The sequence below is a fragment of the Brevibacillus massiliensis genome (assembly GCF_000311785.1).
Lineage (GTDB): Bacteria > Bacillota > Bacilli > Brevibacillales > Brevibacillaceae > Brevibacillus_C > Brevibacillus_C massiliensis.
The window spans coordinates 129,157-147,944 of sequence record NZ_HE978538.1; the positions used below are offsets into that span (position 1 = coordinate 129,157).

Sequence of the window (18,788 nt, forward strand, 5' to 3'; positions counted from 1 at the left end):
CAGACTCGTCTATAAATTTTTTGAAAGGAAAGTTAAAGAATTTCTTAAGGATCCCTAAAAAATGAAAAACCCGGCTTTCGCCGAGTTCTCTGCGGATTCGATATTCAGGGGACTTCCGAAAGGTTGACGGGAAGCTTTACCCGAAAGACCGTTTTGGCTGTGCTGCTGGAGACTGTGATCGACCCTTGGTGCAATTCGATCATGCTTTTGGCGATGGCCAACCCTAATCCCGTACCGCCTGTTTCTTCTGAACGGGATTTCTCCACCCGATAGAATCGCTCGAAAAGATGCGGCAGATCAGTCGCGGGTATGGGATCGCCGTAATTGACGACATCGATGACGACCATGTCGTTCTCGCGCGATACCGCAATCTCCACTCTTTTTCCCTCCCGGCCGTACTTAATCGCATTGGCAATCAGGTTCTCAAAGACGCGCATCAGCTTGTCCCCGTCAGCCGTAATCATGACCTTCTCCTCGCAGAAAGCCAACTGAATCTCCATCTGACTGTCGCGCAGCTGCAGCGAATATTCCGCGGCCAGCTGCCCAAGCAGTTCGACCAGATTGATCGGGGAAAGCTCCAGACGCACCTGTCCGTAGCTTACCCTGGTATATTCAAACAAGTCTTCTACCAGCCGGTACAAGCGGCGGGTCTTTTCATAGGCGATGTTTACGTAGTAGCGCAGCTCCACTTCGTCCCGGTAACGGTCCTCCTCGATCAGCCGCAGGTAGCCAATCATGGAAGTGAGTGGCGTGCGCAGATCGTGGGACACATTGGTGATCAATTCATTTTTGGCTTGGACGGCGAGGCGCTCTTCGGCGATGGATGATTGCAGCCGGCGGGCCATCCAGTTGATGTTCTCCGCCAGATTGCCCAATTCGTCATTGGACTTAACCGGAATCTGCAGGTCGAAGTTGCCGTGTGACAGCTGCTGAACGCCTCTTGTTATCTCCACCAGGTACTTGACGGTACCGCGGCTTAACAAGACGACGTAAAAGACGAAAAACACAATCCCGGTCAAGGCAAATACGACCGGTGCGCCAACCCAGGCATCCAGGAGCTGGAGAAGGGAACTGAAAGGCTGAATGTGCCTGGTTACTGTAAAGATCGCGAAAACATAGAGCACAACGACCGTAAACATGGACAGCACCATGCTTAAGAAAAACAAAGCGATGATTTTCCAGCGGATTCCTGACAACGGACTACGCATCTATTTTGTACCCTACTCCCCAAATGGTTTGAATCAGTTTGTATCCGAGCTGTTTCTCCAGTTTGTCGCGCAGATTGCTGATATGGACCATGACGGTATTGTTGGAGGCGTAGTATTTCTCCTTCCAGACCCGCTGGAAGATTTCCTCTGCGGCAAAGACTCTTCCCGGGTTGCTGGCCAGCAGGTAAAGGATGTCGAATTCCCTTGACGTCAGCACAACAGGTGAATCGTTCACCGTAACTGAATGAGCGGTCCGGTTGATCGCCACATCGTGAATCTTTAATATCTCATCTGTCTGCCCGTTGGCATCGTGGTTGTACAAAAAGCTGCGGCGCAGCAGCGATTTGACCCGGGCGATCAGCTCCAGCGGGTTGAACGGTTTGATCATGTAATCATCGGCGCCCGTCATCAAACCGAGAATCTTGTCCATATCCTCTGTTTTGGCGCTCAGCATCAAAATGGGCAGGGTCTTGGTTTCCCGCACTTTGCGGCACACTTCGATCCCGTCCACCTCCGGCATCATCACATCGAGTATGAGCAGATCCACCGCTTCCGCTTCCAACAGCTCCAGTGCCGCCCGCCCGTTATGCGCATGGAGAACGTGAAAGCCTTCATTGGTCAAATACAAGGAAATCAATTGGGCGATTTCCCTGTCGTCATCGACAACGAGAATGTTGCGCATCGTCCATCACCCTGTTCTTTACTGTACGACTTGTTTTGCCTGCACAACTATCATCATAGCATATCGCATGCTGACAGCCGTATAAAGCTCCGGGGAGAAGTTGCGAATAATCTGTTATTCGCGAGGAAACATAACCCAGTAAATATCAGGGCAAATTTGCATGGCGAAAGGGGTTAACGAATGCAGCGAAAGAATCAGGTCATCATGCCATTGATTGCAGCGCTTACGGCGCTTTTTTCGCCGCTCGGCGGCTGCCCCCGGGCTGGACAAGGACCTGGAAAACACCCGCTGGTCGTAATGGAAGAAACCAAACAGCAGATGGTCAGGACCAGAGCACCGATCCATCAGTTTTTTTACTCGGAGTCCTTAGCCGGTCCAGACTTTAAAGAGATCGTCGCTCCCAACAGCAATACCTTGTATGTTTCCGCATGGCTCGACCTCGCTTCCGGTCCGGTGATTCTTCGTGTTCCGGAGAATAAAGCGGCCGGTACTATACGGTTCAAATGCTTGACGCCTATACGAATACGTTTCGAAACGTCTCCAGTCGATCGACAGGGGGCAAGCCGGGTCAGTACGCGATCGTCGGCCCGACCTGGAAGGGGAAGGCAGCGGAAGAAAAAATCCAGGCTCCGACCAACACCGTTTGGCTGATAGGGCGGGTGGAGGTGAAGGGCAAGGAATCCAACTGGCTTCCCTCGCCGCCAGGGGATTTTAACCTGGTCCTGAGGATGTTCGAACCCAAACCCAGGATGCTGGAAAAAGGGTACAAGCTTCCGCCTGTCAAGCGGATATCCGGGTGATAAACGGGTAAAAAACAGCCAGGGTGCAGGTTCAACGACCCTGGCTGACGTACGTTTCCGGTGAAAGGTCGCGGAGAAAGCAGCTGATCTCATCGGTATAATAGAGATGCAATTCATGCATGGCCCGGGTGCAGGCCGTGTAGAACAGCTTCCGGTCCTGTTCCTTGCCGTACCGGGACTGGGACGCGTTGTAGATGATCACTGCATCAAACTCGATGCCTTTCGCCAGGTAGGAGGGGATGACCAGCGTGCCTGCCTGAAAGGAACCCGTCTCTTTTTCCACCAGGTGAAGCGGCTCTTCGCCTTGCAGTGCCTGATAGGCTTCCCGGCACTCCCGGGCCGTTTTGCAGATCACGGCAATCGTCCGGTTCCCGTGCAAAGAACGGATGCAATCTTTTACCTTATCAGCGAGGTCGAGGGCGTCCTTGGCTCGAGTCACAGTCGGTTTCTTGCCTTCGCGATTAAACGGCTCGATGGCGTCGCCGCCGGGGATCAGCCCGCGGGTAAACTCAACGATCGGCCGGGTCGAGCGGTAACTGCGGGTCAGGACGATACTCTCTGCATGCTCAGAACCCAATATTTGGGCTAGCTGTGAAAAGTCGGTGCCGGCAGCGTGGGCGTAGATCGCTTGATTCAAATCGCCGAGCACCGTCATTTTACTGTTCGGAAAGAGCCTTCGCAAAAGGGCGAACTGGAAGGGAGAGTAGTCCTGGGCTTCGTCAACAAAGACGTGCCGGATCGCATTGTTGGAGCGAAAGCCCTCGATCCGCTCTTTCAGATACAGGTAGGGGACGGCATCTTCATAGGCGATCTCGCCGCGGTCTAACCGTTCAACGGTCCAATCGCAGATTTCCGCCCATCTGCCAGGGGGCTGATATTTGCTGTCCAAAGAAAAACTGAGCCTTGGATCCGCAAACAGCTGACGATAAATGGCCGGCATGTCGATGAACTGCAGACGTTTTACCGACGCACGCAACGGGTCGAAATGGCGGTTCACGACGAGGGAGGCGAGCAGCTTCTGTTCCATGGCATAGTCGTCGAAGGTATTTCCGCGCATCCGTTTTCGCTTCCGCAGCTCCTGCTCCACTTCCCGATAATCGTCTTGATCGAGCAGTTCGATCTCTTCCTCTACCCAGCGCTTTTTCCGCTCTGCCCGCGCTCGGGTCTCCAGTTGGGCGAGCAGCCACTTGGCAAGCAGGTTCATCCGGTTGGGAATCGGCAGGGAACGATCCAGTGAGTAGAACTGTTCGGACAAACTTTCTGCCGAGATGAGCGTCTTGCCCCTGAATTCCAGGTTGCAAAAACGCATGCCTTCCTGTCCAAGAAGTTGGATGTACTGCTCGATGATCCCCAAGAAGCCGGTTGAGGATTTAAAGGGGATTCCCTCAAGGCGGGCGGCATAACCTGGCTCATCCATTGCGGTGTGGACATACTCCAACTGGCCGAACGGATCTTCTACCCGGAAGGTTCTTCCCAGACGCCGCTCCAGGTATTCCTGGAAGGTCGTCTGCTGCATGTTTTCTTCACCCAGTTCGGGGAGAACGGTAGAAACGTAACTGTTAAACATCTCATTTGGCGAAAACAGCACGATTTGGTTGGCCTGCAATGTTTTCCGGTAGCGGTACAGCAGATAGGCAACGCGCTGCAGGGCCGCTGATGTCTTGCCGCTGCCCGCTGCGCCCTGCACGATCAAGAGCGGGCTTCGCTCATTGCGGATGATCCGGTTTTGCTCCATCTGGATCGTCGCCACGATGCTTTTCATCTGTGTGCTGGATTGCTGCCCCAGCACCGCTTGAAGCAGTTCGTCTCCGATCGTGACGCCCGTGTCAAACATGCTGCGGATGCGCCCCTCGCGAATGATCAGCTGCCGCTTCAACTCCATCGTGCCGACAATCGTGCCGCCAGGGGTCTCGTATCGGGCAGGTCCCGGCGGATAGTCATAGTACATGCTGGCCACCGGAGCCCGCCAGTCGTAGACGAGGAAGTGTTCGTCATCCTCATCGAGCAGGGAGGTGATCCCCAGGTATATGCGTTCGGACTCCTTTTCGTCCTCCTCTTTAAAGTCGATTCTTCCGAAGTAGGGGGATTGTCTGAGCCGGACGAGCGTGTTCAACTGCTTCTGGGAGTGAAGGTGACTGCGTTCCCGCTCTGCCAGCAATTCCGCATGCTGCTTAATGCTAGCGTAGGTTTCGGCTGCCTCATGGGCGTCGTCAAAGTTGACGGTTACGTCCTCCCAAAAGTTTTTGCGGATTTTGACGATATCCGTTTTTAACCCGCCGACATCCTGCTCCAAACCGGAGATTCGCTGGTCGATAAGGCGGGTGACCCGCTCGATCCGCTGTTGTTCCGCTTGCCAATCCTGTTCGACTGTACTCATGGAATCGCTCCTTTTCGTTGGGATGATTTATCTTCACTGAAAGGTTTGACAAGATGGATCCTTTGTGGTAAGATTATCGTAGGGAAATAATGTTGATTTTTACGTTTTGAGTGTAAGCCGTTTTTCCATTCTAACATAAGAGATAAGTCTGGTTCAAGACTTTTTGGCAGATATCCAAAGAGACGTGTATGACGTCTTTTTTTTGTATGATTGACAGAGAGAAAGTGGGAAAAAAGATAAAAAGTCCAGCATGATGGAAAGAAGTGGGGACGCTTGAAGAAGTATCATATTTATTTCGCCTTATTTTGCGTCATGATTGCCTGGGGTTTTAATGTCATCATGACGAAGGTGCTGGTAGCCCATTTTCTGCCGGTTACCATGACAGCCCTCCGCATTTTACGGCGGGAATCAGTGTGCTGCTCATCATGCTTTGCTGCAAGCAGGTACGCGCTCTGACGAAGCGGGAGTTTTGGTATGTTCTCTTTGGAGCGATGTTTAACGTCGTCGGACATCATTATTTCTTATCGATCGGCCTGTCCAAAACGTCAGCAACCAACGGGGGGCTGATTTTGGGCTTGGGTCCGCTGTTGACTACAGTCTTGGCTATCCTCTTTTTGGGCAGCAAGGTGACAGTGACGCGAATGATCGGGGTCATCTTGGGGATCGCGGGTGTTTCCTTCATCGTATTGGGGGGAAATGGCGGCTTAAGCGGAGTCTCACTGGGAGATGCAGATGTATTCATGGCGATTGTCTTTCAAGCGGCAAGTTTTGTCATCATCAAGAAGGTATCGGATACGCTGGATCCGCGGCTGATGACGGGGTATATGCTGCTGATCGGCTCGGTTGTGCTGTTCGCTCTCAGCCTGTTCATCGAACCGGCAGGACTGGCCAGCATGGCAACCGGCTCTGCCGGCGTGTGGGCGGTGTTTTTTGCATCGGCTATTGTCGCTACCGCTCTGGGACACATGGTCTACAATTACGCGATCGGCAAGGTTGGTGCAGCGAAATCCGCTGTTTTTATCAATTTAAATACCTTTTTCGCATTAGTCGGCGCAGTCTTGTTTTTGGGCGAAAAAATAGCGGGCGTACATATCGTCGGCTTCTTCTTGATCCTGATGGGCGTCGTGCTCGGCTCAGGCGCTTTCGAAGAATTGCTTAGCGGCAGCAGGGGAAAGAAAGAGATCGGGATGGGAAGGCAGTAAAAATCATTTGGTTGATGTTCATTCGAATGATGTTAAAATCAAGAATATGGAAAAAACATTGAGGATGGAATAGATAAAAATGAATCAGACATTCACGGTTTGGGAGAAAACGCGCCAGCTGCTGATCGTTTTGCTGCCGATTCTCATATCGCAATTGGCGCTGTTTGCAATGATCTTTTTCGATACGATTATGTCAGGCCACGCCAGTCCGATCGATCTGGCGGGGGTAGCCATCGGATCGAGCATCTGGAGTCCGGTGCAGGCGGGATTGACCGGGATATTGATGGCTGTGACTCCGATCGTGGCGCAAATGATCGGCGCGATGCGCAAAGAGCAAGTGCCGTTTACCGTTGTGCAGGCGATGTACCTGGCTGTCGCGATTGCCATCGCGGTCGTCCTCATAGGTGCGGTTGCGCTTGGTCCGCTTTTAAACATGATGGAGTTGGAACCAGAGGTTCATGACATTGCCTGGCGCTACCTGATCGCTCTGGCGTTCGGAATCGTTCCGCTGTTCGTCTACACCGTCGTTCGCTGCTTCATTGACGCGCTGGGCTGGACGCGGATCACCATGTTGATTACGCTGGTTTCCTTGCCGATCAACGTCTTGCTCAATTACGTGCTCATTTTCGGCCACTTCGGCATGCCGCGCCTGGGGGGAGTCGGGGCAGGATATGCGACAGCGATCACGTATTGGTGCATCACATTGATCAGTTTGTACGTCGTTCACCGGGTGCAGGCTTTTTCCGAGTATGGAATATTAACGAAGGTTTACCGCATTTCCATGGCAGCCTGGAAGGAACTGCTGAGGATTGGAGTGCCGCTTGGCTTCTCCATTTTTTTTGAAGTAAGCATCTTCGCTGCCGTCACGCTTTTCATGAGTCAGTTCAATACGATTACGATTGCCGCTCACCAGGCTGCGATGAATTTCGCCTCGTTTATTTACATGGTTCCGATGAGCATCTCGATGGCATTGACGATTCTCGTCGGGTTTGAAGCCGGGGCCAAAAGATTCAAAGATGCCCGGCAGTACAGCTACTTGGGGATTAGTATCGCATTGGTGATGGCGGCGCTGTTTGCCGTTGGCCTGTTGTTGTTCAATGAACAGGTGGCGGGTTTGTACACCACCGATGAGGCAGTGCTTCGCCTGACTCAGCATTTCCTGATGTATTCGATTCTGTTTCTTTTGTCGGACGCAGTCGCGGCGCCGATCCAGGGAATTCTGCGGGGTTACAAGGAGGTCACCGTCACTTTCGTCGTTGCGCTTATTTCCTATTGGGTGATCGGGCTGCCGCTCGGTTATCTGATGGCGAATTACACTTCATTCGCTGCGTTTGGCTATTGGATCGGATTAATTACCGGACTTGCCGCGGGAGCAGTCTTTTTGTTCGGCCGATTGCTGGCCTTGCAGCGGAAAAAGATCAGGGCCGACGAACCTTAAAGACTTGGAAGGGAGCCGGATTCGTCGGCTCCTTCTTTTTGGTTTATTTTCCAAAGGGACGCAGGCAGAATGCGATTGACAAGAATTTTACACACCCATATAATTAGGTAGCCAAATAAATTATATAACAAACTATTTGCAAACCAACATATATTTGAGGTGAACATATGGAATTCAACGGTCATCCAACGGCACAGAGGTTGATGCAGGCATTTCGGAGATTGAGGCGGGCCGATTGGCGCAAGCGTTTTGTTGCAGGCCATGTGCCTAGCGAAATGATGGTGTTGATCTGTATCAGAAGAGAGCTAAAGCACGATTCCCGAGGAGTGATGGTATCGAAAATCAGCAGTATGCTGAATGTTACCTCACCGACGGTTACACAGTTGATCAAAGGGCTTGAAGCGAACGGCCTGGTTGAGCGCAGCATCGACAAGGAAGACCGGCGGGTCGTGCGGATTACGCTTACGGATGCCGGAAAAAAGGTGACGGAACAGGCGTTCAAGGAGTTTTCCGATTCCTTCAACGGCTTGGTCGAGTACCTGGGAGAAGAACAAAGCAAACAGCTTGCCGATCTGCTCGACCAGGTGTTCCAGTACTTCGATGAAAGAAAGAAGCGTTTGGAGCAGTCACAAAGCAAGGGTGATGAAGCATGATCAAGTTGTTTCGCTTTATCAAGCCGTACCGCTGGCTGGTGATTGCGGTTCTGCTGCTCATCTTTTTGCAGACGCTGTCAGATCTGTTCCTGCCAACCTTGATGGCAGATATCGTCGATGTCGGGATCGTCAATGGGGACACTCCGTACATCCTGAAAATTGGCAGTTTCATGCTGTTGGTTGCCGCCGGAGGAGTGCTTTGCTCCGTCACTGCGAGCTTCCTGTCATCCAGAGTCTCCGCAGGTTTCGGCCAAAGACTTCGCTCGATGGTCTTCTCCCACGTCACAAACTTCTCGCTGCAGGAGTTTGACAAGATTGGCACGGCTTCGCTGATCACCAGGACAACGAATGACATCACGCAAGTCCAGCAGGTCTTGAACATGATGCTGCGGATGATGGTGATGGCTCCGTTGATGTGCATTGGCGGGATCATCATGGCGGTGTCCAAGGATGCCAAGCTGTCACTGGTTCTGGTCGTCGTCATCCCCGTCCTGATCGCTGTAATTGCGTTCTTTGCCACCAAGGGAATGCCGCTGTTTAAAGCGATACAGGTCAAACTGGACAAATTAAATCTCGTCCTCCGGGAAAACCTGACCGGTATTCGCGTCATCCGGTCATTTAACCGCATTGACCGCGAAAAACAGCGCTTTGACGAGGCAAACCTCGATCTTGCCAATACTTCGGTAAAAGTGAACAGGCTGATGGCTTCGCTCATGCCGACCATGATGCTGGTGCTCAATCTTTCGACCATTGCGATTATTTGGTTCGGCGGCATCCGCATCGATCACGGACATATGCAGGTCGGGGCCTTGATGGCGTTTATCCAATACGCCATGCAGATCATGTTTTCCCTGTTGATGGTGACGATGATTTTTGTCATGATTCCCCGCGCCGCGGCTTCTGCAGTCAGAATTAACGAGGTGCTGGAGATGGATCCCGACATCAAGGACGGGGAGCAGCTGCAGGAGACAAACAGCAAGAGAGGGTACGTTGAATTTCGCGATGTGACCTTCAGCTATCCCGGCGCTGAAAAGCCGGCGCTCTCCAACATCTCGTTCCAGGCCAGACCGGGCGAAGTCACCGCGATCATCGGCGGCACCGGTTCAGGAAAAACAACGCTGATCAGTCTGATTCCGCGTTTCTACGACGTTGACAGCGGCTGCGTCCTGGTTGACGGCGTCGATGTGCGGAAGATGTCCCAGGCGAGTTTGCGGGAGCGCATCGGATTCGTTCCGCAAAAAGCCGTCCTGTTTACCGGAACGATCGCAGAAAACATCCGCTACGGCAAGGAAGACGCGACAGACGCGGAGATCCGGCATGCCGCTGAAATAGCACAGGCGACCGAGTTCATCTCGGAGATGAAAGACGGCTTCGATTCGGTGATTGCCCAAGGCGGCATGAACGTCTCCGGCGGGCAAAAGCAGCGGCTCTCCATCGCCCGGGCTTTGGTGCGAAGACCGGAAATCTACGTTTTTGACGACAGCTTCTCGGCGCTTGACTTTAAGACAGACGCAAAGCTGCGGGCAGCACTCAAGGAGGAAACGGGAGATTCCACGGTGATGATCGTCGCCCAAAGAGTGAGCACGGTGATGGACGCCGACCGGATCATCGTCCTGGACGAGGGGAAAATTGCCGGCATCGGCACTCATCGGGAACTGATGGATACCTGCAACGTTTATCGGGAAATCGTGTCCTCGCAGCTGTCAGAGGAGGAAATCGCATGAATGGGGAACGCAGAGAGATGAGATTTGGCCGCGGAATGGGCCACGGCAGGGGGCCTGCGATCGGCATGCCGGTGCAAAAAGCGAAGGATTTCAAAGGCACGTTAAAAAGGCTGATGGGCTATCTGAAGCCCCGCAGGGTCCAGTTGACGGTCGTTTTCCTGGCGGCTGTGCTCAGCACCGTGTTCAGTATCGCCAGCCCGAAAATCATGGGGAAGGCTACGACGAAGCTGTTCGAAGGCGTTAAGCTGAAATGGGAGGGCGTACCGGGTGCCGCGATCGATTTCCACTACATCACGCAAATTCTGTTGGTTTTGGGCGGCCTCTACCTGGCCAGCGCGTTGTTTGGCTACATTCAGCAATTCGTGATGGCCGGCGTCGCCCAGAAAACGGTTTACGATCTGCGCAAACAGGTGAATGACAAGCTGTCCCGGCTGCCGCTGAAATTTTTTGATTCGCGTCCGAACGGGGAAATTCTCAGCCGCGCCGTGAACGACCTGGATAACATCAGCAGTACCTTGCAGCAAAGTCTCACCCAGCTGATCACTTCTGTCGTCACCCTGGCTGGTGTCATCGTGATGATGCTTACGATCAGCCCGCTGATGACGTTGATCGTATTTCTGACCTTGCCGCTGAGTCTGGCGATTACCAAAGCGATTGCCTCCCGCTCGCAAAGCTATTTTGTCGGGCAGCAAAAAGCTCTTGGCGAACTGAACGGACATGTGGAGGAAATGTACACGGGCCACAAGGTTGTAAAGGCATTCGGTCACGAAACGAAATCGCTTGAGAGATTCAACGAGATTAACGAGAGGCTCTACCAATCGGGCTGGAAGGCGCAGTTTATCTCCGGCATCATCATGCCGCTGATGAGTTTTATCAGCAACATCGGCTATGTGCTGGTCAGCGTCGTCGGAGGTCTATTGGTGACAAAAAGAGCGATCGAAATCGGGGATATTCAGGCGTTCATCCAATACGCCAGACAGTTTTCCCAGCCGATCACACAGTTGGCGAATATCGCCAACGTCATTCAGTCTACGATCGCTTCGGCGGAGCGGGTCTTTGAACTCCTCGACGAGCAAGAGGAGCTGCCGGATGCGTCCGACCCCGTAGAACTGCAGTCTCCGCAAGGCTCTGTACGGTTCCAGGACGTCAAGTTCGGTTACAAGGAAGACGCCCTGCTGATCGAGAACATGAATATCGACGTCAAGCCCGGACAGACTGTCGCCATTGTCGGCCCGACCGGAGCGGGGAAAACGACGTTGATCAACCTGTTGATGCGGTTCTACGAAATCAACGACGGCAAAATTACCATTGACGGCGTTGACATCACCGAACTGAAGCGCGGCAATTTGCGCAGCTTGTTCGGCATGGTGCTGCAGGACACGTGGCTGTTTAACGGCACGATCCGGGATAATATCGCCTATGGCCGTGAGGGCGCAACGGAAGAGGAAATCGTGCAGGCGGCAAAAGCGGCACACGCGGATCACTTTATCCGTACGCTCCCCGAAGGGTACGACACGGTATTAAACGAAGAAGCGTCCAACATTTCGCAGGGACAAAAGCAGCTTTTGACGATCGCCCGCGCGATCCTGGCCGACCCGGCCATCCTGATTCTCGATGAAGCGACGAGCAGCGTCGATACCAGGACCGAAGTGCATATTCAAAAAGCGATGAACGAACTGATGAAAGGCAGAACCAGCTTCGTGATTGCCCACAGGCTGTCGACGATTCGCGACGCCGATTTGATTCTGGTGATGAAAAACGGCAGCATTATCGAGAAGGGCAGCCATACAGAGCTGCTTGCGGCCGGCGGCTTTTATGCCGACCTCTACAACAGCCAGTTTACCGGGAAAAACCGCAAAAAAGAGGTCGTGTAATCCCGGCGCTCAAACGAAAGTGCTTCACTCCTGCGAGGGGTGAAGCATTTTTTGTTTGCGCCGGTTTTCATTGACAAAACCTGATTGTCTAATCCCCAGTCATCTAGTAGTCTAATAACAGGGGCTGTCAGAATGCATACATATGTGTAGAAAACGGGAAATTGCATGATAAGAAAAGAACGAATCACGCCCAAAGGCCGGATGAAAATTTCCTTTGAAGGAAAAACAGCTTACGTTGACGGAGCGTATGTGAAGATGTCCTAGTCTTAATAAGCAAAGAAGCAGTCCGGCTGAGATAGGCCGGACTGCTTCGTCTCCGTTTGTTATTCATTTACCCAACCGCGGGCTTTCATCGCCTCGGCGAGACGCTTTAAGGAGATCATGTAAGCGGCTGTGCGGAAATCGCACTTGTACTCTTGCGCGAGCGAGCGCACTGCCCAGTAAGACTGCACCATGACATCGCGCAGCTTTTGATTCACTTCCGCTTCGCTCCAGTAGTAGTTCATCAGGTTTTGTACCCATTCGAAGTAGGATACGGTAACGCCGCCGGCATTGGCTAGAATGTCCGGGATGACGAGTACGCCGTTTTGGTGCAGGATTTTATCCGCTTCCGGAGTAGTTGGGCCGTTGGCCGCTTCCGCTACGATCCGGGCTTTGACCTTGTGAGCGTTTTTCCGTGTGATGACATTTTCAAGCGCGGCCGGAATCAGGATATCTACATCCAACTCGAGAATTTCTTCAGGACGCTGCAGGTGATGACGGGAGTCGTAGCTCAGGATTCCGGTAGTGTCCTTCAGCTTTTTCACCGTATCCAGATCCAATCCCTCGGGATTGTACAGACCGCCCGTGGAATCACTCACCGCTACAATCTTGCAGCCCTCTGCGGCCAGCAGATCAGCGGCGATCCGTCCGGCGTTTCCGAATCCCTGAATCGCTACGGTTGCATTTTGCAGGCTCTTGCCGGCATCTTTAATCGCTTCCATGATCGTAAATACGCATCCGCGCGCTGTCGCTTCATTGCGCCCTTTTGATCCGCCGACGATAAGCGGCTTGCCGGTGATGACACCAGGGTTGAAGGAACCCTTGATCCGGCTGAAGGTATCCATCATCCAACCCATGATTTGCGGATTGGTATACACGTCCGGTGCAGGGATGTCTTTATCCGGTCCGACGATGTCTGCGATCGCTTCCATGAAACCGCGGCTGATCCGTTCGATTTCACCCTTGCTCAAGGTATGGGGGTCGCAAATGACGCCGCCCTTTCCGCCGCCGTACGGCAGACTTACGACACCGCATTTGAAGGTCATCCACATGGACAGCGCCTTGACTTCGTCGAGCGTCACGTCAGGATGGAAGCGGATGCCGCCTTTGGTCGGTCCGATCGCGTCGTTGTGCTGGGACCGGAAGCCTTCGAATACCCGAACGCTGCCGTCATCCATTTTTACCGGAAAAGAGACGCAAAGCACCCGCTTCGGCTTTTTCAGAATTTCCACTATATCGCGTTTCAGCCCAAGGATTGCGGCCGCATTCTCAATTTGTGTCTGAACAATTTCATAAGGATTTAGGGTTTCAACATCGCTTGCTTGCAGTTCTTGCACAGTCGCCATTGTTCTCTCCCGCCTTCTATGATTTTTTTCGATCAAATATATCTGCGAACGGATGGTAGGTTGTACTTTTTTTCACATTCATAGATGTAACCATACCTGTATTTTACGGTTCCAGAATTGATCGAAACAATATAGAATTTAGATAACAATGATGCCGGTATGAGATGAATAAAGAAGGGGTGAAAAAGATGGAATTGAGGCAAATTCAGTACTTCATTGAAGTAGCGGAACGGGAGCATGTGACAGAGGCCTCACATGTTCTGCATGTAGCACAATCGGCTGTGAGTCGGCAGATTTTTAATCTGGAGGCTGAACTGGGCGTGACGCTGTTCATTCGCGAAGGGCGCAATGTCAGGCTGACACCGGTCGGGAAAGTCTTTCTGGAGCATATGAAACAAGCGATGCAGGTCATCGAAAAGGCGAAGCTGGAAATCGAGGAATTTCTTGACCCGCAGCGAGGAACGATTCGCGTCGGCTTTCCCAGCAGCTTGGCAGCGTATACACTGCCGACGGTTATTTCGGCTTTTCGCGAGAAGTACCCCAACGTGAAGTTTCAACTCTGCCAAGGATCCTACCGCAGTCTGATCGACTCGGTGATCAAAGGGGGAATCGACCTGGCGCTGCTCGGGCCGGTGCCAAAACAGGAGAAGCAAATCAAAGGGGAAACCCTCTTTTTGGAAAACATTGTTGCGCTGCTGCCGACCAGTCATCCGCTGGCAGGCCAGTCCACCTTACAGTTGAGCCAGCTGCGGGAAGATTCATTCGTACTGTTTCCGGAAGGGTTCATTCTTCGGGAGATCGTGGTCAACGCTTGCCGCCAGCTCGGATTCCAACCCAAGGTATCCTTTGAAGGAGATGACATCGATGCGATCAAGGGGTTGGTCGCGGCCGGGCTTGGCATAACGCTGCTTCCCGAAATCACCTTGTACGACAGCATACCGCGAACAACCGTAAAGATCCCTGTGACCGAGCCCGCCGTCACCCGCACGGTCGGCGTTATCATCCCCAGCGACCGCGAACTGCCGCCCACAGAGAAGCTGTTCTACGAATTCCTCAGAGAGTTTTTCGCTGTATTGAGCGGATTTGAAAGCTGACCGGGATAAAGCCAAAAAACCTGCCACGGTGGCAGGCAAAGCCCGTTCGCGAAGCAAGCATGTCCACTTAGTCATAGGAATTGATTAATTTTGCCCTATTGGCATAAGTGGCCGGCTAACAGCGCCCCGTCCTGGGGCACCGCCAGCACTAGCACATCCTGTGCGTCGCAGCTAAGTCTCCGCCAAAAAGCTTGCGAAGCCAGGTTTTCTAGTCGGGTACAACCGTTTGCGTGCGGACTGTGCGTGCAACAGCTCCGCTAGATGAAGCTGGATGCTTCTCGTTTGCGGGTTCGCAAATGCCGGGTGGGCAAGGTTGGTCGTCTCCCAGGGGTCTTTGGTCAGGTTGTACATCTCATATTCATCGGGAACTTTCAGTTCCCTGCCGTTCTCCGTGCTGGACCGCGGGTTGGGGTAGTAGCGGGAGTACTTCCAATATTCTTTACACCCGTCAACCGTCAGAGCGGCTATGACTGTTTCGACCGCATTGGGCTGGACGACCGACTTGTACGGGTTCCCCAGGAGCCCTACCTGGTGCTGGCCGTTTGTCACATCGTCTTCCGTCATAAAATAGACAGGTTCATCCCAGGCGTCCGCCGGCCCGCCGTCGCCGCAGAGTAGGGCAGACAGGTTACGGCCGACAAAGGGGCGCACTTCGCTAAAGCTTTGCCGCAGCGTTGCTTGCAGCTCTTCTGCATCAGCTCCGATCAGCCCCAAAAGGGTGGGCAGAATATCTACGTGGCTGGTTGCCGTATTGATCTTCCGGTGTCTGTCAAACAGGCGGGGATTGTGAAAGATCAGCGGAACGCAGATGGCTTCTTCATAGGCGCAGTACCATTTTTGGTGCAAATCGCCGTGGGCGCCGAGCAGTTCGCCGTGGTCAGACGTGAAGACGACAATCGTATCTTGATAAAACGAAGATTGCTGCAGAGCCTGAAAAACTTTTCCCATTTCCCAGTCGACATTCCTTTGCAACTGGTAGTAGAGCCGCCGGTAAAATGCGTTGCGAAATATGGGCTGAAAGGCTTGGGGGTACGTTTTTCGGTAGCTGGCCTGGCAGCGCGGCTTGGTCAGCAGGGTTTCGTTTATGGTAGGCGGTGCGGGGACAGGGGGGATGGTGTCGTCGACGGAGAAGGCAAACAAGGGATAGATGGAAGAAATGGCCCCATATAAGGCGATATCGTGAGGGTTGACGAAAGAAGCGACGATGAGCCAGGGCTGATACCCATCGGAGGATTTTCCCTCTTGTTCCAGCTTTGAAATCAGTCCGACCAGCTCGGCAGCGTAGAATTCATCACGCCCCCGCAGGCCGATCGCCGCTGAAGAGCCGGAGTTGTGCGGGTCCCTGCCATGGGGCTCCGGACCGACCCAGCCGGTAAAGCCAAAGGCATCCAAGCGATCAGCATGCAGGTACAGCTCTACCTTTGCCGGATCAGGTACGCCGGTTTGGGGATGATAGCTGGGGATGGGCGTGTGGGTTCCGGGAATGATCATATCCTCGTCAGAAATATGCCACTTCCCTTTGTAAAAGGTCCTGTACCCGGCAGCGCGGAAGTAATCGCCCATGGTCGGCACCGTGTTTCGGTCCAGCCAGAACATGTCGCTGTCAAAAGGCTCTTTTGCCGCGCCGCTGGTCTGGGTGACGCCGTGAAGCGACGGATACTGACCGGTGAAGAGAGTGGCCCTGCTGGGGGAACAGGCTGTAGCTCCGACATAGTGGCGCGAGAATTCTACGCCTTGTGAAGACAGACGGCTCTGGGTGAGCAGATTCTGTTTGCGCCAGGCTCTGAGCTCGGCCGTTTCATATATCGGGGGATATCGTTGTTGGTCGACGATGAAAATGAGAATATTCATCAAGGCCTCCTCTGAACGAATTCAACCCGGGAGCATCTTGCCGAGCGGTCCGTTTTCGTCCAAAATATCCTGCAGCTCGTAAACAGAAATCGGGAACATGGGGAAACCGTAGTAATAAGGCGTCATTTCGTAAAGCTGGAAGTATACGACCAACGACTTGTCGGCGATGTAAAAATCCTGATCCGGCCGGATGCCCTTGAAATCATTCAAAAGCGGAATATTGCGCTGCCTGATTTGCACCCGAATCAGATCGGACAGCCTTCGCACATAATCGCTGCCGGGTTTAAACAAATCCTGCAACCGGTAGATCCTGCCTGTATGGATGTCTGCGGTGATCGCCTTTAGAATCGTCAGTCCGTGAGCATGGTACTGTATGTACGCATAGTTGCCAAGCGTCAGACTGAGGATGCCGCGCTCGTTGGTTTTGATCTCATAATAACCGGTCATTTGTGTACCGGCAGGATTCTGATAAAAGCCCTGCTGTGCGATGAGGGCCTGCACTTGTTGATAAATGGCCTGGTTGATGCTCTCCTCCGCATTTGCGTTCTGCAGTCCTGTGACCATCGGGTAGTAGATGGTTACATTTGGGAGAATGATCGAAACGGTTTGGATTTGAACCGGCAGTTGAGTCGGATCCACTGTGCCCATTCCTTTCGTCCGCTTTTCGTATGTACTAAAGCCTATTCAAGAGATGGTATCGGTGACAGCCTATTTTACCGGATAGATGCCCAGGGCACTCGCTTGTTTACGCTGCCGTTCTACAGATGCAGCAGCAGCTTTGCCATGGTAAAGTAAATGATCAAACCCGTTCCATCTACGAGCGTAGTGATAAAAGGTCCTGATACGACGGCAGGGTCTACTCTCAACTTATGCAGGATCATGGGCAAAACGGCAGCGACCATGGATGCCCAAATGACGATAAACAAGGCTGTGATCGCAACGACTGCGCCGATGTGGAGGTCTACCCCCAACAATGCGGCGCGAAGAAGAGCAATGACGCCCATCGATACGCCGAGCAGCACACCTGTGGATGCCTCTTTGCCGATAACCTTATAGATATCCTTAAATCTCACTTCGCCGACAGCCAAAGCCCGGACCAAGGTAGTAACGGTTTGGGATCCCGTATTGCCGCCGGTGCCAATGAGCAGCGGGATGAAGAAAGACAGGGCGATCTGCTGGGACAGGGTATCTTCGAAATGTCTCAAAATAGTGCCGGTGTAGGCTTCGGCGATAAATAAAATTAATAGCCAGCCAATTCTTTTTTTAAAGAGACCCCAAATCGAATTTTTAAAGTAAGGTTCCATCAAAGGCTGGCTGCCGCCCATTTTCTGAAAATCCTCAGTAGCTTCTTCATGGATGACGTCAATCAAATCGTCAACGGTAATAATCCCGATCATTCTGTTTTCCCGCGTCACTACCGGAATGGCGACCAAATCGTAATTGGACAAGATGGAGGCCACCTCTTGCTGATCCATGTCGAAGGGAACGGAGATAACGTCGTCCGTGACGATGTCCGCCAATTTGGTGCCGGGCGGAGCCAGGATGATTTCCTTCAAGGAGACAACCCCGACGAGTTCACCGTGGGCTCCAATGACATAGACGTAAGATACGATTTCCGCCTCATGTCCCACTTTCCGGACGTGATGCAAAGCTTGGTCAACCGTCCAGGTGATTCGCGAGCCGATGTAGTTGACCGTAGCCAGGCTGCCCGCCGAATTAGGGGGAAATGTCATCAGGGTGCTGATTTTTTTCCGGTAGTCGTCAGGCAAAAAGTCCATCAGTTTGTTGGCCTGACGGGGATGAACCGCCAGGAGCATGTCCACGACGGTATCACTTGACATTTTATTCAACAAGGAAGCGGCACGCTGATCATCTATGCGAGCCAGTATCTTGTATTGCAGTTCGGGATCAAGGTACTCGAGAATCTCGGCGCCGAGCGAAAGGGGAATCAGGGAAATAAATTGCAATTGGTCATCATATTCAAGATTTTTTATGATTTCGGCCAAGTCGTATGGCTGTAGATGGGATACGAGTTCGTACAATAATTCAATGTTTTGTTCAATTAAAATGCTTTTCCATTCATCCAGGACTATCACGTCAGACATGCTTACCCTCCTCGCGATCTTGCTCTCCCTACAGGCCATTATTTCATATCATTTGACGTTGTGGGCCATTTCATGACAAACAGTAGAAACAAATTCCATCATCAGGCATCAGGGCTGGATTTTTTTACGCAAAAGTGATTTAATAATTTAATGATTTATCAATTTAATATGAT

Annotated in this window: 13 protein-coding genes and 2 pseudogenes; 8 read left to right on the forward strand and 7 right to left on the reverse strand. The window is 52.5% G+C overall.

Going from position 1 to position 18,788, the window contains the following annotated elements:
- Nucleotides 1-104: 104 nt before the first annotated feature.
- Both HGBM_RS09850 and HGBM_RS09855 read right to left on the reverse strand, forming a co-directional pair.
- The gene (locus HGBM_RS09850) at nt 105-1,208 is read right to left on the reverse strand and encodes a sensor histidine kinase (RefSeq protein ID WP_019120936.1); all 1,104 of its coding nucleotides are present in this window, start codon (nt 1,206-1,208) and stop codon (nt 105-107) included.
- A complete protein-coding gene (locus tag HGBM_RS09855) occupies nt 1,201-1,890 on the reverse strand; it encodes a response regulator transcription factor (protein WP_019120937.1) in 690 nt (229 codons plus the stop codon). Before HGBM_RS09855 ends, HGBM_RS09850 begins: the two co-directional genes overlap by 8 nt.
- A gap of 318 nt (nt 1,891-2,208) precedes the next feature.
- On the opposite strand from HGBM_RS09855, the pseudogene HGBM_RS32065 reads away from it, so the two are divergent.
- Together HGBM_RS32065 and HGBM_RS32070 are read left to right on the forward strand one after the other, a co-directional pair.
- Nucleotides 2,209-2,310, forward strand: a pseudogene (locus HGBM_RS32065) (hypothetical protein); the annotation flags it as partial.
- Between the two features lie 83 nt (nt 2,311-2,393).
- A complete protein-coding gene (locus tag HGBM_RS32070; RefSeq protein ID WP_019120938.1) occupies nt 2,394-2,690 on the forward strand; it encodes a DUF1254 domain-containing protein in 297 nt (98 codons plus the stop codon).
- A gap of 31 nt (nt 2,691-2,721) precedes the next feature.
- Here the strand turns inward: HGBM_RS32070 and helD are convergent, their stop codons facing one another.
- Entirely contained in the window at nt 2,722-5,067 is a 2,346-nt protein-coding gene (gene helD / locus HGBM_RS09865) for an RNA polymerase recycling motor HelD (protein WP_019120939.1), read from the reverse strand.
- Nucleotides 5,068-5,379: 312 nt separating this feature from the next.
- Between helD and HGBM_RS27150 the strand changes: the two are divergent.
- The 5 genes and pseudogenes from HGBM_RS27150 (at nt 5,380) to HGBM_RS09890 (ending at nt 11,958) form a co-directional block, all read left to right on the forward strand.
- Nucleotides 5,380-6,269: pseudogene (locus HGBM_RS27150) on the forward strand (DMT family transporter).
- 79 nt (nt 6,270-6,348) lie between these two features.
- Nucleotides 6,349-7,707, forward strand: a complete 1,359-nt coding sequence (locus HGBM_RS09875; protein ID WP_019120942.1) for an MATE family efflux transporter — start codon at nt 6,349-6,351, stop codon at nt 7,705-7,707.
- A 167-nt stretch (nt 7,708-7,874) separates the two neighbouring features.
- Nucleotides 7,875-8,360 carry a MarR family winged helix-turn-helix transcriptional regulator gene (locus HGBM_RS09880; protein WP_019120943.1) on the forward strand — a complete coding sequence of 162 codons (486 nt, stop codon included), beginning with the start codon at nt 7,875-7,877 and terminating at the stop codon, nt 8,358-8,360.
- Nucleotides 8,357-10,084, forward strand: a complete 1,728-nt coding sequence (locus HGBM_RS09885) for an ABC transporter ATP-binding protein (RefSeq protein ID WP_019120944.1) — start codon at nt 8,357-8,359, stop codon at nt 10,082-10,084. Before HGBM_RS09880 ends, HGBM_RS09885 begins: the two co-directional genes overlap by 4 nt.
- Entirely contained in the window at nt 10,081-11,958 is a 1,878-nt protein-coding gene (locus HGBM_RS09890; protein ID WP_019120945.1) for an ABC transporter ATP-binding protein, read from the forward strand. The genes HGBM_RS09885 and HGBM_RS09890 overlap by 4 nt, the downstream gene beginning before the upstream one ends.
- Nucleotides 11,959-12,281: 323 nt before the next feature.
- Here the strand turns inward: HGBM_RS09890 and HGBM_RS09900 are convergent, their stop codons facing one another.
- Nucleotides 12,282-13,565 (reverse strand): Glu/Leu/Phe/Val family dehydrogenase, encoded by a 1,284-nt coding sequence (locus HGBM_RS09900; RefSeq protein WP_019120947.1) that lies wholly within the window; start codon nt 13,563-13,565, stop codon nt 12,282-12,284.
- Between the two features lie 188 nt (nt 13,566-13,753).
- On the opposite strand from HGBM_RS09900, the gene gltC reads away from it, so the two are divergent.
- Complete coding sequence (gene gltC / locus HGBM_RS09905) at nt 13,754-14,659, forward strand: glutamate biosynthesis transcriptional regulator GltC (RefSeq protein ID WP_019120948.1); 906 nt, start codon at nt 13,754-13,756, stop codon at nt 14,657-14,659.
- 171 nt (nt 14,660-14,830) lie between these two features.
- Here the strand turns inward: gltC and HGBM_RS09910 are convergent, their stop codons facing one another.
- The 3 genes from HGBM_RS09910 to mgtE all read right to left on the reverse strand — a co-directional run bounded on the left by HGBM_RS09910 (nt 14,831) and on the right by mgtE (nt 18,615).
- Nucleotides 14,831-16,510 (reverse strand): sulfatase family protein, encoded by a 1,680-nt coding sequence (locus tag HGBM_RS09910; protein ID WP_019120949.1) that lies wholly within the window; start codon nt 16,508-16,510, stop codon nt 14,831-14,833.
- 21 nt (nt 16,511-16,531) lie between these two features.
- Nucleotides 16,532-17,149 (reverse strand): DUF3298 and DUF4163 domain-containing protein, encoded by a 618-nt coding sequence (locus tag HGBM_RS09915; protein WP_019120950.1) that lies wholly within the window; start codon nt 17,147-17,149, stop codon nt 16,532-16,534.
- Nucleotides 17,150-17,268: 119 nt separating this feature from the next.
- A complete protein-coding gene (gene mgtE, locus HGBM_RS09920; protein ID WP_019120951.1) occupies nt 17,269-18,615 on the reverse strand; it encodes a magnesium transporter in 1,347 nt (448 codons plus the stop codon).
- Nucleotides 18,616-18,788 lie beyond the last annotated feature (173 nt).